The sequence below is a fragment of the Bosea sp. BIWAKO-01 genome (assembly GCF_001748145.1).
GTDB lineage: Bacteria > Pseudomonadota > Alphaproteobacteria > Rhizobiales > Beijerinckiaceae > Allobosea.
The window spans coordinates 5,255,636-5,268,779 of sequence record NZ_BCQA01000001.1 but is presented as its reverse complement, the minus strand read 5'-3'; the positions used below and the strand labels follow the sequence as shown (position 1 = coordinate 5,268,779).

16 protein-coding genes are annotated in these 13,144 nt (G+C 63.9%); 2 read left to right on the top strand and 14 right to left on the bottom strand.

Translation table 11 applies throughout. The annotated features are described in order from the left end of the window. Nucleotides 1-12 precede the first annotated feature (12 nt). The 11 genes from BIWAKO_RS35535 to BIWAKO_RS24620 all read right to left on the bottom strand — a co-directional run bounded on the left by BIWAKO_RS35535 (nt 13) and on the right by BIWAKO_RS24620 (nt 9,106). A complete protein-coding gene (locus BIWAKO_RS35535; RefSeq protein WP_069880904.1) occupies nt 13-1,110 on the bottom strand; it encodes a glycine-rich domain-containing protein in 1,098 nt (365 codons plus the stop codon). Between the two features lie 245 nt (nt 1,111-1,355). Beyond that, complete coding sequence (locus BIWAKO_RS24665; protein ID WP_069880903.1) at nt 1,356-2,249, bottom strand: head maturation protease, ClpP-related; 894 nt, start codon at nt 2,247-2,249, stop codon at nt 1,356-1,358. Then, entirely contained in the window at nt 2,249-2,782 is a 534-nt protein-coding gene (locus tag BIWAKO_RS24660) for a hypothetical protein (protein WP_069880902.1), read from the bottom strand. The genes BIWAKO_RS24665 and BIWAKO_RS24660 overlap by 1 nt, the downstream gene beginning before the upstream one ends. Beyond that, the gene (locus BIWAKO_RS24655; protein WP_069880901.1) at nt 2,772-3,137 is read right to left on the bottom strand and encodes a hypothetical protein; all 366 of its coding nucleotides are present in this window, start codon (nt 3,135-3,137) and stop codon (nt 2,772-2,774) included. Before BIWAKO_RS24655 ends, BIWAKO_RS24660 begins: the two co-directional genes overlap by 11 nt. Continuing rightward, the gene (locus BIWAKO_RS24650) at nt 3,134-3,547 is read right to left on the bottom strand and encodes a hypothetical protein (RefSeq protein WP_069880900.1); all 414 of its coding nucleotides are present in this window, start codon (nt 3,545-3,547) and stop codon (nt 3,134-3,136) included. The genes BIWAKO_RS24655 and BIWAKO_RS24650 overlap by 4 nt, the downstream gene beginning before the upstream one ends. A gap of 537 nt (nt 3,548-4,084) precedes the next feature. Beyond that, nucleotides 4,085-4,702 (bottom strand): hypothetical protein, encoded by a 618-nt coding sequence (locus BIWAKO_RS24645; RefSeq protein ID WP_069880899.1) that lies wholly within the window; start codon nt 4,700-4,702, stop codon nt 4,085-4,087. Further along, complete coding sequence (locus BIWAKO_RS24640; protein ID WP_176733400.1) at nt 4,699-6,627, bottom strand: AAA family ATPase; 1,929 nt, start codon at nt 6,625-6,627, stop codon at nt 4,699-4,701. Before BIWAKO_RS24640 ends, BIWAKO_RS24645 begins: the two co-directional genes overlap by 4 nt. Further along, nucleotides 6,608-6,871 carry a hypothetical protein gene (locus tag BIWAKO_RS36105; protein WP_069880897.1) on the bottom strand — a complete coding sequence of 88 codons (264 nt, stop codon included), beginning with the start codon at nt 6,869-6,871 and terminating at the stop codon, nt 6,608-6,610. The genes BIWAKO_RS24640 and BIWAKO_RS36105 overlap by 20 nt, the downstream gene beginning before the upstream one ends. Before the next feature lie 116 nt (nt 6,872-6,987). Continuing rightward, nucleotides 6,988-7,545, bottom strand: coding sequence for a hypothetical protein (locus BIWAKO_RS24630; protein ID WP_069880896.1), 558 nt, complete (start codon nt 7,543-7,545; stop codon nt 6,988-6,990). Further along, a complete protein-coding gene (locus BIWAKO_RS24625) occupies nt 7,542-7,724 on the bottom strand; it encodes a helix-turn-helix transcriptional regulator (protein ID WP_084651769.1) in 183 nt (60 codons plus the stop codon). The genes BIWAKO_RS24630 and BIWAKO_RS24625 overlap by 4 nt, the downstream gene beginning before the upstream one ends. Before the next feature lie 182 nt (nt 7,725-7,906). After that, nucleotides 7,907-9,106: a tyrosine-type recombinase/integrase gene (locus tag BIWAKO_RS24620; RefSeq protein ID WP_069880894.1), complete on the bottom strand. Its 1,200-nt coding sequence runs from the start codon at nt 9,104-9,106 to the stop codon at nt 7,907-7,909. A gap of 157 nt (nt 9,107-9,263) precedes the next feature. On the opposite strand from BIWAKO_RS24620, the gene BIWAKO_RS24615 reads away from it, so the two are divergent. Both BIWAKO_RS24615 and BIWAKO_RS24610 read left to right on the top strand, forming a co-directional pair. Next, nucleotides 9,264-9,734 (top strand): hypothetical protein, encoded by a 471-nt coding sequence (locus tag BIWAKO_RS24615; protein ID WP_069880893.1) that lies wholly within the window; start codon nt 9,264-9,266, stop codon nt 9,732-9,734. Further along, nucleotides 9,721-10,101 (top strand): hypothetical protein, encoded by a 381-nt coding sequence (locus BIWAKO_RS24610; protein WP_244523538.1) that lies wholly within the window; start codon nt 9,721-9,723, stop codon nt 10,099-10,101. The genes BIWAKO_RS24615 and BIWAKO_RS24610 overlap by 14 nt, the downstream gene beginning before the upstream one ends. 58 nt (nt 10,102-10,159) lie before the next feature. Here BIWAKO_RS24610 and selD read toward each other — a convergent pair whose 3' ends face one another. Genes selD through BIWAKO_RS24595 form a run of 3 tightly spaced genes read right to left on the bottom strand, consistent with a single transcriptional unit; the run spans nt 10,160 to nt 13,026 of the window. Further along, a complete protein-coding gene (selD, locus tag BIWAKO_RS24605) occupies nt 10,160-11,266 on the bottom strand; it encodes a selenide, water dikinase SelD (RefSeq protein WP_069880891.1) in 1,107 nt (368 codons plus the stop codon). Between the two features lie 42 nt (nt 11,267-11,308). Continuing rightward, entirely contained in the window at nt 11,309-12,409 is a 1,101-nt protein-coding gene (locus BIWAKO_RS24600) for a transglutaminase-like domain-containing protein (protein WP_176733399.1), read from the bottom strand. Continuing rightward, nucleotides 12,406-13,026: a TlpA family protein disulfide reductase gene (locus tag BIWAKO_RS24595; protein ID WP_176733398.1), complete on the bottom strand. Its 621-nt coding sequence runs from the start codon at nt 13,024-13,026 to the stop codon at nt 12,406-12,408. Before BIWAKO_RS24595 ends, BIWAKO_RS24600 begins: the two co-directional genes overlap by 4 nt. Between the last annotated feature and the right edge of the window lie 118 nt (nt 13,027-13,144).

The window sequence follows — 13,144 nt, the reverse complement described above, 5'->3', positions numbered from 1 at the left end:
CCATGATGGACCTCAAAACTCCAAAATAACCTGGCCGCCGGAGCCAACGCCGCCATTGGCGAAGAGCGCGCCGCCTGACGCGCCGCCGCCCGGGAAGCTGCCATTCGGCCCCTGAACGGCCACCCCGGTGGTGACTGTGTTGGTGAAATTGCCAGTGTAGGAAGGCCCGCCCTGCGCCAAAACGAACAAGCCTGCACCGATGGAGTAGGCGATACCGCCGCCCATCCCGGGGCGATTGATTGTGCCGCCACTGCCGCCCACCCCGCCAGCGCCGGAACCAGCTTGGATCGCTCCGTTGGCTGCGGTGCCGCCAACTCCCCCGAGCGCCGAGATGAGCGAACCGAAAGATGATGTGCCGCCGGAGCCGCCGTTAGTTGGGCCAACACCAAGGCCGGAGGCTCCGCCTGCGCCGACGACGACATTGTAAGAGGTGCCAGGCGTGACTGGGAAATCGCCTTCGCGATACTCACCGCCACCGGCGGCAGAGGCCACCGAATTGGCCGCCGAGGCCGCGCCGCCGCCACCACCGCCGCCCGCCCATACTTGGGCGCGCACGCGGAAGACGCCCGCCGGGCAAACCCAAGCAGTGGTGCCGGGCGTAGAGTAGACCAGCGTCGTGCGAGCAGCATTTTGCGTCAGGCCAGCCATTTGGATCGCGGTGCCGTCATAGATGCCGCGCAGAATCCCGCCGACGCCGAGATCGCCCGCGAGAAGGGCCGCGCCACCAGGGCGAAGAATTGACTTTGTTCCCGTCACGCCGGCGACGGCCAACGTTGCCGCGCCCGTGTTCGTGGCGGTAAGCAGGATGTTAAGTGGCATTCCGACCAAGTCGGACCAGGCGGCCGGAGCAGGGTCGAGCGTGACAGTAAGCGCGTTCGCCGTGCCGCCTGCCGTGCGCCAATTCATCCAGCAGGAACGAACCGAGTCCGCAACCTGCGTCAGCACGGATTCGGATGGTGTACGATTGGATTTGGTGATCAGCGCGATAAGTTCGCGCTGATGGTGCTCGATGGCCTTCGGGGGCACCTTGGAGCCCACAATGCCCGCGCCTGGGTTGGCGCCGACATACGGGTCATTGGCAGCGCCGCCGGTGGGGGGTTGATAAAGCATGCGTGTCTCCTGAAAGGTGGGGAAAGTCGCGCGGCCAGGGCCAGCGCAAAATTGGGATGGGAAATTGGTTCGGCGCCTCGGCGGGATCATCCGTTCGGTTGATGGATGCGCCCAAAAGACGGCGTTGAAACTATTAATCTTTTAGCGCTCTGATTAGACAGCCGAGGCGAGCCCCGATTCGGCTCGCCGGCGGTCAGAGCCGGGCCGGCCATCGCCCGCCGGACCGGCTCGCCCAATTAGCTCGCTCAACGCCGCAGCAACTCCGCCAAACTGGGAACGCCCGCAATCGCGCCCGTCAGCACAACCTGGCGCGGCAGGCGGTACAGTTTGGCGAGCGCGTCCTTTACCGGCAGATCGCCCGCGACTAGCTCCTCGCCAAAAGCGACGGCGCGGCGGGCTTCCGCTTCAGTGCGGATGGCAGCAGCGCGCTCCTCAGCGGGGGGGGCGGTGGCTGGCGCGGTTAGCCCAGCATTCGCCTTCGCCAGGACTCTGGCCCAGCTAGCTGCGCCGGCTTTGCCTTCGGGGCTCTCGGCTCGTGCCTTCGCCTCCATCGCCGCTAGCGCGGTTAGGGGCACGTTTGCATAAACGCTGTAATCGAAGTGTGCCGCGGCCCTGGCCTTGGTCGTGCCGGTCCTGTCGGCATAGCCAGCTGCCACCGCTTCATCAGCGGTCATCCACGTTTCAGCCGCCATCTCGGCACGGACATTGGCGAGCGCCTTACCGGTACGCTGGGCGTAGACGGTCGCCATGGCCGCAGCGGTCGCCTCGAGTTGCTGGATGCCGCGACCATGTTCAGCGGCCGTGCCAATCGTGATCAACGACGGATCGTGGACCATCATGAGCGAGCCGGTTGCCATGACGATCGTGTTTCCCGCCATCGCGATCAGCGAGGCTGCAGAGGCGGCCACACCGTCGACGCTGACGACCACATGCCCGCCATGACGCGCTAACGCTGTATGGATGGCGACGCCTTCATGCGCGAAACCGCCACCGGAGTTGATCCTGACCGAGATGTCCGCATCTGCGCCAACCTCTGCGAGCGCGTCGATGACGTCGCTCGATGTGAACCCCTGGCCGTCCGAGTCCATGTAGCCGACGGGGCCGTAGAGCCGGATCTCGTTACCCTCAACGAGCCGCATCAGACGGCCTCAAGTTCCGAATCCGGCGCGCACAGAATCTCAGGCCGCGCGTCGGGCCGCCTGGGGAACTCAGACTGCCTACCGCCCGAGAAGATCTCAAACCCGCGGCACAGCAATTCTTCCGCGCACTCGAGTACCAAAAGCTCGGCCTCGATTTCAGCGACCTTTGCTGCGCGTGCTGCAGCAGAAATCCCGTGAGCCGGGGCACCATCGATCAATGCCTTGCGAAGCGCGTCAGGGGCCAGCGCCGCAAAGAACGCGAACGGATTCGCTGCCGCACGGGTTTGGAACGCTGCCTGCCAATGCCCCTCGACTGGTTCCGACAGATCGGAAAATCGCAGATTGCCGAGCGCGGAGGCCTCGGCGATGGCTTTATCGATACGGCGAGCGATCTCGTCCGCGTCCGCGCTGGCCGTCTCGATGCCGGCCAGGTCTAACTGCAGCGCGGCGATGCGCTCGCGCTTGGAGTCGATTGCGGCGCCCGCGGCGGCGATCGAGGCGGCGAGGCCGCTGATGGGGGATTTACCGGCCATTGCTGAAGCCCTTGACGATGGCGCCGCCGAACGTTGCGGGGCGAGGGAGTGCGTAAGTCGTGACGGCGTCGGCGAGCTTCGCGTACTGCTGAGCCCCGGCGATGGACGCTTCGAAGCGACGTTTCCCGTCCGCAATCTCGGCCTTGAGCTTCGCAATCTTTTCGACCTCGGATGGCGGTGCGACCCAACGACGGATGGCCTGGCGCGACCGGGCGTGCTCGGCCTCGAGCCGGCCCAGCGCGGCAATTTTTTCGTTCCGGTCAGCTTCGTCGTTTCGAGCGACCTCAAACAGGGCAGCCCGACGGGAAGTGAGCTTTTCGACCCGCGCGGGGTCGATCGTAAATTTTCGGATCATGGGATTGGGTCCATTTGTGAAAGCCTGGATTCGACGGCTGCCAACAGCGGGCCGAGATTCGCCGCGATGGCGATTCCCGCGGGCTCACCGACGGAAATCAGCCTGCCGCCCTCGGCGAGATCGGCTAGAAGGTGGACGGGGAATGCGTCGTCAGCCCCGGTCGCGGCGAAGTCGTCGACGATGGAGGCGGCGAGCCGGTAATTGATGCCCGCTCTTGCAAGGGCCGCTGTGACGGCGAGCCGGTAGATAGACTCGCGGGTCAGTTCCCGGCTGATGCCGGGGCCGGTAGTGGCGACGTCATTCTCGGCCAGGTGGAAAATTCCGCGGTCGATCAGCGTCGAAAAGTGCCGGTATGGGGCGTCGGCCGCGCGTGCGGCGTCGACCGTTCGCCAGCGTGGGCGCGCGTTCATCAAATGGTTCCTGTTCTTCTGAATTGCGGAAAGGTTGAGCGGGCCAAACCCGAGTTGAGGAGGAAGACCGGCGACGCGTACCGCCCGGCACCGCGTCGCCGGTCTACGTCGGACTCGCCCGAGGAGAGGCAAGCGAGGCCGGCGTTTCAGACGGAGCGCTGAGCGCTCGACGCCCGAACTTAGGTGCGCCCGAGGGCGCGAAGGTTATGGGGCCGGGACTGTCCGCGCTGGGGACACCTGGGGACACCCAGTGCGGACACCTAGAGACAGAAATATCAATAACTTAGCTGGGCTGGGGACAGTGCGGACACCAATTTTAGAATTTCACCTACGCATTGGCGGGGGTCTTGCGTCCGCTACTCGTGAGGGCTGTAGAGCGGCCCCGACGACCGGGGGGGGTAGGCCTTGCGCGTCAGCAGCGCGGCGTCGGCCCTGAATAGAAAAAGGCCCGCCGAAGCGGGCCAGTCAGATGAAGCAAACGGAGCGACCGCCTCACCCATAATTTCATTGTAGCGATTCGGGCCGACCCCCTCCGATTTAGGCCGCAAGCGCCTGCTTATGGTTGTCGTTGCTGGCGCGCAGTCTGCGTTTGGCGACCAGTGCCCAGCACGCTTCGGCCGCTGCGGTTTTGATTTCCAACGCCTCTCGAGCAGTGCAGCCGTTCTCACCGGCGAACCTCTCCACGATCTGCATCGCAGCACCCACCCGGATACGCCCCGCCGCTGCGCGCTTCTCCATCGGGAATGACATGGCCGGCGGAGCCAACTCACGCATCTCCGCGCCCTCAAGGGCAGCTTCTAGGACCACGGCCAACGAGCCGAGCAGGCGGTAGATTCGACCGAGTACCAGGCTGCGCTCGGCCGCTAGTTCCTGAGCAAAGAGTGCGTCACGTGGGCGGCATATGAAAGGTGTCGAAACCCCGCCGATACGCATGCTGCCGATCGAGTTACCAACTTCCGTCGCGCTATGTGTCCGGATCCACCAATCCAGACCGATACCCTGGTCGCGGGTGAACCGGCCCGCGATGAACTCTTCGGCGAGCGGCATGCGTCCATGTCCGTCCGGTTCCGGCTGAGGTGCGCGTGGCGCGGGCCGGTGGGCCAGCAGTTCGCGCATGGATGCGTCGGCAGGGGTGTTGTCGTTAACGGGGATCATCGGGGCGCTCCGTTGGAATGGATGGCGCTTGGGGCGCTCTTTTGTATGAAGGCTGGCGGGGTGAAGTCGGCGTCTTCGTCGGGTGGGTTTGCTCCACCTCCTGCTCCACCTGTGATTTCTTCCTTCTCCCCTTGCTCCACCCCCACCCCCTTACGGGGGCGGGGGGTGGTGGAGCAGGGTTCGGATGGTGAAGTTGCTCCACCTTGCTCCACCTCTGCTCCACCTATCCAATGGGGTGGTGGAGCAGCGGGGACGATGTATTTTCGATCCCGACGCTGGTGGTCTGGGCGCGTTTCGATCTTGAGCAGACCTTGCTTCAGCCACGCTGCAAGGAGCGTCTTGATCCGCGCGCGATCAGACTTGTGGTCAGCGTCCAGCCCGAGGACTTCGGCGACGATGTAGCCAGCCCAGCCGTTGGCTTGGTCGTGCTCGCGCGCCTCCCGTGAGCCGAGGCGAGAGACGACCGCGGCAACAAGGTGTTCTGGTACGTCGCCGGCAATGTCTTGAGCGGACGGCCAACGCCAGCTTTCGACCACGCCGATCTGGTCAGCCGGGTCCAACATGCCTGCACCATTGCCGAGGCTAACTGAAGCGAACCGACGCCACGCCGAGGACGACGAAGCCACCATGTTCACCTTGCCGAAATCGACACGGAAGTACCGGCGAGCCTGGTCGGCCGGAATGCCAGCCTTTTCGGCTTCCTCCTTGGTCATGCCATTAACGACGCGGACAGAGCGGGCTTTGTCCTTTAGGGCGCCGGCGCCGCGGCCATCGTCCGCGGTTGCTTCCTGGCCATTGGACTTGCGGACGTGGTGCACAAGCTCAACGCTGCAGTTGGCCTCATGAGCGACTCGTACCCATGCCGCAGCAACCGCCTGGATGGCGCCGTTGTCGTTCTCCGGCACGGAGTGTGTGGACACGAACGGGTCGACGATCAGGACGTCAATCTGACGTTCCTTGATCTCGGCAATCAGGGCCGCAACCACCGGCTCGACGACCTTGATATCGCGCCCCTCAGTACGAACGACCACGAACTGTTGCTCGCGTCCCGAGTCCGTCCAGAGGTAACCTTCAATGTCATCAGGCCGAAGGCTGTAGTGCAGCGCCGCTGCCATCACGCGACGATCTATCTCCTCGATTGGATCCTCGAGATTGATCGTCCAGACGCGCCTGCGCTCGCGGGGTATCTCGCCAAGCAGCGGCTTGCCTGAAGCCATCGCCAGGGCCTCGGTGTAGCTGTGCGCAGTCTTTCCGCCGCCGCCAGCGCCGAACGTTGCCGATAGGTACTTGCGGGCGTAGTGCGAGCCGTAGAGCCATTCGCGCCGGGGGATGGTCTTGGGGTCGATCCAAACGAACGGGGTGGCAGAGACTGGCTTGGGGCCTTCGCTGCTGCCGCCACCATGCTGCTGTATCCACCGGGCCATGGAGTAGCGTTTGGCGAGATTTTCACAGGCGCCATTCAGATCACCGGCCAGCAGTGCTTTGTAGGCGTCTTCGATATAGCCGGAGATGTAGTCTCGCGCTGTGGCTATATCCCGCGGCCCCTTGCCCCGACCAACACTCAGCGCGAATTTCGCGTCCTGCCCAATTGGGTGAGCGCGTGCCATAGCGGGCAGGTTGTCGTTGGCGGGCGTAACGCCGCCCGTTCTGAAAGCCTGGAGTGCGGCCTTGATTTCCGCCTGGCGCGCTGTGCGATCTGCGCACCGCTCCTCATGGAATCGCTCGAACCTAGCGGCGTCGTATGCCTCCAAGCCAAGCTGGCGGCGAGTGTAGAACTCGTCGGATTCGGGCGTTGCGTCTGGCGTTTCGTCGGTTTCGGGGTCCCATCCCGGAGGCTCAGCAATGGGCCCCTTGAAATGCTCAAGCCCGGTCGGCGGGTAGTCGCCTTCGTCGTCTGGCGCGAATTCAGGCTGCGTGGCGGTCAATGGCATAGAGCCCCCGATAAGCCGCCTCGGCGGCTTCATTGATTTGACGGAACATGGTGGGGCTGAAGTTCGCGAGGCGAACGCCGCCTGCAAATGGTGCGGCCACGATGAAGCTGCCATTTGGACGAAGGCGCAGCCGAAAGCCGCTAAGCCTCATGTCAGGCGTTGCGATTGCAAAGCGCGCAACCGTCCTGGCCGTATCGCCGCCCGGATCGGGGAACGATACGAAATCGACAATCCGCATTCAGCAGACTCCTCTGTGTAACGCCCATGCGGGCGCGTTGCCGCCGGCGGATGCTGGCGGGTGGGTGGTGGGATGTGGGTGCTATTGATCCGCACCCGGTGTGGGCGCGGGATTGGTTAGGCTGCGGGCGTGAGGAGCCAGGGCTTTGAGGATGAGGCGGTCCTAACCACTCTGTGGCCGAGCATCTCCATAACGTTCAGGATGGCATCAGGCGTCCGGCGGCTATCGGCATCGATCAGCTTACGGGACAGTGCGGTTAGCTTCGGCCACAGTTCACCTGCCAGCAGATCTTCAACCTCACCTACCGCCGTAATCAGATTGTCGTCGGGCTCGCCAGGCTCGCACTCTGTGCCGGCCCAGTCAGTGGGCGACATGCATGCCGGATCGGCCACGAAGTCCGGCCAATATCCATATGCCGGCCCGCGCGCTTTCCAGACTTCTTCCGCCACCACGCCGGCGACGGCGATCAGGCGACGCTGGCTCAAGTCCGAAGGTGGTTCATACGTCGCCTGCCCTAAATACGATTTCTCGCTGTAGATGTCGTCGGTGGGGTTTGGTCGGATGAACGCGCCCACAACTTCGAAGCCTAAGTGCATGGCGACAACTGCGTGCCCGGCCTCGTGCACTGCCGCCATTCTACGATCGCGTGCGATGATCCGACGAACGTCCATCACGCTGCCCTCACGGAGCGGGCGGCGATGCGGTCGGAAATCCAAGTCACGACCTCGGCGCGCACATATGCTGTCCTGCGCTCGCCAAGTTGGACAGGCGCAGGGAACTGCCCTGCCCTTGCCATCAGCCCCAGAAGTTGCCGGGACAGGCTAGTCTGCTGAGCCGCTTCCTTCGGCGACATCAGCAGAGGTCGATTATCATTATCTGCGGTCAATTGTCGCACTCCCAAAGGAATTCTTGACGGGCGACGTCAAACAGGCGAAATACCGCAAATGCATCGATAAGATGAACGCGGGCGCTTGCCCTCGGCGCAACCACGTTTATAGTGATGTTTGACGTCGAAAGTCAATGGCGCCAATTGGGCTAATTGGCGCCTGCGCAGTACGCGTCCCAATCTTCCATCAATTTCCGCCGTTTCTGCAGCGCATCTAAGCGCCGATAGGCTCGTTCGGTCTCGTTTCCGACAGAGTGCGCGAGCGCTGATTCAATAATCTCACGCGGATGTTCCGTTTCGTCGCCCGCCCAATCTCTGAAAGTAGACCGCCAGCCGTGGAGCGTCGCAGCCTTGTCTGGCGACGCCAGGCGAAGCGCCTTCGTCATCGCGGTGTCCGACACAGGCGCGTCCTCTCGACCGCCCTCGAATATGAGGGCGCAAGTTGATTGTTGGCGCCTTGCCTCAACAATCTGGAGCGCTCTGTCTGTTAGGGGGACGACATGCTGAAGGCCTGCCTTCATCCGGTTGCCGGGAACGGTCCACGTTTTCGCCTCGATATCGATCTCGTCGAATCGGGCTCCCCTCACCTCACCGGCACGTCCGACGGTCAGGGCTAGAAATTCGACAGCGCGCGCCGCCGTGCCCGACGACTGACGGAGCTTCGCGACTGTCTGTGCAGCCTGTTCATGATTGAGCGCGGCGTGGTGCTCCTTGTCGCGCCGCTTACGGGCAGGCATGACCTTATCCAAGAGGCCGCGCCAGAGAGCAGGGTTGCCTGCCTTCCGCCACTCGTGGGCAATGCCGTAATCAATTACGGCTCGAATGCGCATGCGCAGCCGATCTGCGGTCTCCGGCCGTTCATGCCAGTGTGGCAGCAGGCACTCCTTGACGTCGCCAAGCGCTATGTCCGCTATCGGCATGTCGTGAAGCGGCTTTGCGTAATCGCGGAGCGTCATTTCCCATTGATGTTTATGCTTTGAGTTACGCCAGCCCTCAGCCTTGCTCTCCAGCAGCGCCTCCATGCAGTCGTAAAACGTCTTCGGCTTTGTCGTTATCTTCGGGGCTGGCTTATCGCCGCGCGGGTCTTCACCGTTCGCGAGGCGGTCGCGGATGACCAGCGCTTTCTGACGGGCCAAGGCGAGTGATACCGGCGCAGTGCCTGAACCGTAGCCGCCTAAACCTATCTCAATGCGCTTGTCGCCCCGTCGGTAAATGAACACCCAGTTTTTGGACGGTGGCCGGTCACCGCGCGGTTTCTGAATGCGCAGGAATAGGCCACCGCCGTCCCCCAACATTCCGGGCTTTGCGTGCCCGCGGATCTTGTGCTCCGATAGCTTATTGAGCGCCATATCCGACCTTCCGCCGAACCTTTAAAGCCTAACAATTATCATAACTACAATACGGCAAATGGGGCTAATAGAGCAATAATCGATGCGAAAACCGCAAAAATCTCCGTATTTTAAGGAGGTTGGCGGTCATTCTCTTCCGCCAGCTCACTGAGGCGCCATGACCGAAGACACAGAAGCGCTGGGCCTCAACCTGATCGCGGTCTTCGAGCAAGCGGCTGAAGCGGCCCGGCGGGCCGAGGACGCGTATCGTCGCGAGGCGGCCATGCGGATCGAGGTGCTCGCCCGGGAGCGCGCCAACGCCTTCCGCAGGCTCAACCTGATGCGCAGCGCGACCAAGGCCATCGCCGAGGCAGAGGACCCCGACAAGGCGACTGCGCGCGCCAGGTTCATAGTCGCCAGTGCGCTCGGCTGGGACGAGATCGGTCCGCGGCAGGCGCTCGTCCTCGACAGGCTGATGCCGGTCTTCGAGGCGATACAGGCGGAGATGGGCGCAAGCGAGGGTCCGCCCGGTCCGGGTTCGCAAGCCGCCCTGCTCGCCTTCGAGGACTGGTACCAGGGGGAGACCGGTACGGAGTTCTACGCTCTGTTCGAGCGCTATATGCCGGAGACCCCGCGTGTCGACTTCTAAGGGGTTGGGGACCGATTTCGACGCCTGGCTCGCCAAGGCATTCCGAAAGGGCCCGTTCACGGCGCTAATCGTGCTGGTCCGCATTGCCGAGCCGAAGATCGAGCCGCTGCGCTCCACCTATGTCCATGTCATCGGCGACGAGATCGACTGGGGCGACATCATCCTGATGTTTCGCAGTGCCGGCGTGAGCTGGGACGCCGTCGCGTTCTTTCCGACCCGCGCAGAGAAGGGCGGCCCGCTCGACGACGCGCTCGCCCGCACGCGTCTGCGCTCGCTGGAAGACGGATTGGAGCGCGACCGGCTGGTCCTGAACCACGGCGAGCTCTTCGACGTCTGGGGGCGCCGGATGCGGGTCGACGAAACCTGAGGAATCGGCCCGAGTGGCAGATTGCGGTTTTCGGGAAGGCCGATGCAAACGCAGAAGGTCAGATCATCGGAGCGGATATCGGATCCGGACCGATGATGTAGCTGACGATCACCCGCGCAGGGCCGGCCTCGACTGTTCCGACGATGCGGGCCGAGGGATATCCAGCCGCCTTCACCATGGACAGAAACGCGTCTGCCCTCCCCGCCGCACAGGAGACCAGGAGGCCGCCCGAGGTCTGCGGATCGGTGAGCAAATGGCGCTGCCAGTCCGGCAGTCCGGCCGGTAGCGCGACGCCCTCGCCATAGCTCGCCCAGTTGCGGTGCGAAGCGCCGGTCACGCGCCCGTCGCGCGCCAGTTGCTCGGCCAGCGAGAGGAAGGGCAATTCAGCCAAACGCAGCCGCAGGGTTGCCCCCGAGCCACGTGCCATCTCCAGTCCATGCCCGAGAATGCCGAAGCCGGTGACGTCGGTGATCGCATGGACGTCGGCATCTCCTGCCAGTTCGGCGCCGACGCGGTTGAGCAGGGTGGTCGAGGCGATCATCTCGTCATAGGCGGCCTTTGGCAGCTGCTCCTTCTTGAAGGCCGCCGAATAGATCCCCACGCCCAATGCCTTCGTCAGGATCAGCACATCGCCTGGCCGCGCACCGCTGTTCCTGCGCAGGTTCGGCAGCTTCAACAGGCCGACCACTGCAAGTCCGTAGATCGGCTCGGGAGCATCGATGGAGTGCCCGCCCGCGACTGGAATACCGGCCTCGGCGCAGATCGAGGCGCCACCCTTCAGGATCTCGCGCGTCGTCTCGATCGGCAGCTTGTCGAGCGGCATGCCGAGGATCGCCAAGGCCATGATCGGCTTGCCGCCCATCGCATAGACATCCGAGATCGCATTGGTCGCCGCTATCCGGCCGAAATCATGCGGATCGTCGACCATCGGCATGAAGAAATCCGTCGTCGCGACGACGCAGGTCTCATCGTCGATCTGCCAGACCGCCGCATCGTCGCCGGTCTCCGTGCCGACGAGAAGCTGACGGTAAGGCCCCGCCGCAGGGTGGTCCGCAAGCAGTTGCTGCAGGACCGACGGCGCCAGCTTGCAGCCGCAGCCGCCGCCATGCGCCAGGCTGGTCAGGCGGGGGGGAGCGGGAGTTTCGAGTTCGATCGTGTCGCCCATGGTCAAGTCTCCAGAAGAGCAGCGCCCCGTCCGCCTCGCCGACTAGGCCGTGATTTCGGCCGACTTGATCGTGTACTTGAACGTGTCGGCATCGAGACAGTCTAGCAACGCGCCAGCGATTTCGGCCTGCGGATACATCAGGAATGCCACCTTGTGGCGCGAGCCCGGCAATTCCAGGTCATGAGCCATGTTGTAGCCGAGCCAGTTGCCCTCCCAGGCGCCGAACAGCGTCCTTCGCGCCGCCACCACCTTCGGCGTGTCGATTGCATTGTTCCCTGGCGGCTCCTCCAGCACGACCTTGCGCACATCGGCGGGATCGGTTGCGACCCAACCATAGCCATCGAGCCAGACCTCGGCTCGGCAATGCTGCGCCTTGGTAATGGTCGCGGATCCGGCGCCGAGGCTGGCATAGCCGAACTTCGACGGCGCGACGCGAATACCGTAGATGTCGCGGGCCGGGATTCCAGCGGCACGTACCAGCGCGACGTAGAGCGCGTTCAGATCGGCGCATTTGCCGCCGAGATTGCCGGTGCGCAGCATCGAGGCGACGTCGCCGGTACCGCAACCGCGCGTCTTGGCGTCACGGAACGTGTTCACGACAACCCATTCGTAGATCGCCCGCGCCTTGTCGAGGTCGCTTGCCTTGCCGGCAATCGCCTTCTCGGCAGTCTCCTGGACGATGCCGTCGGTGGGCATCAGCTCGGTCGCCTCGAGATAGAGCCTGCGCTCGGCCGCGCTCAGCATTGGCACCTGGGAGCTTGCACCGAGATCTTCGGCCCGGTCGCGCAGCGAAAAACTGCTGCGAACCTCGATAGTCGGCGCTGGCTCACCGTCCTTGAAGACAACATGCAGAAACTGCGCGCCATATTTGGGATCACTGACGACCTCCGCCGAGGCAGCGTTGCCCTGCCAGGTGTTCTTGCCCAACCTGATCCATTCGCCCTCCTGCACTGACGGCAGCGGAATCCAGGCCTGTGCCCTGCCCCTCGCCGGCAACTCGAGATGGGTCAGCACCTCGAAGCCGCGCCAGGCACCGGGCGTAGGCGCAAAGACGGCGTCCTGGGCAAGGACGCGCTGCGGAGCTACAAACCCCGCGGCTGCGACCACGGCACCGGATTTCAGCATGTCACGACGCGTGATCATCGGATCTCCTCCCTGCTCTGGTTTCCATCGGTCGTCTCTCCGGCCAGCGTCCCGTCCTTGCGCTGCGACAGTCGCGTCAGCACGCGGATGACGGCTGGGCCCGTCCAATCGAGCGGCTCTTCGGCCTTCAAGGCCGGGCTCAGGTCGTGACCGAGCACGAAGCTCGTCGGCAATCCCTCAACATGCCAGGCCTTCATCGCACTGCGGTCGCGGTCCAGCAGGATGGGGAATGAAACCGGGCGCTCGCGGAAGAAGGTCCTGACACGGGCATCGACCTCGCCGACATCGACGGCCAGGATCGTGACCTGGACCGACTGCTGAGCCGCGAGTGCGTTCAGCGAGGCCATTTCCTCGATGCAGGGTGCGCACCATGTCGCGAAGAAATGGACGATCACGGGGCCGCCGCGCAGATCCGCCAGATCGATACGAGCGCCGTCGAGGCGGTCGAGAACGAGTGTTGGGGTGGGTTCAGCAAACCAAGGCTTGAGCACTTCGGCCGGGCCCGACGTGCTGGCGAGCACCAGCGACGAGGCGATCAACAGCACCCGCCAGGAGCGCCCTTGTCCGGCATTCAGTCGATGAGCGCCCCGAAACTCGGGAGCCGTGACCGTAACCACGCCACATCTTGTCCCAGATGCTCCAGCAAGGTCAATTTCGACTTTCGCCGCGACCCATGATGAGCGCGCACCCGGGGGCCTGTTTGGATCATGGGAGCGGACCCGATGTCCGGTCCGA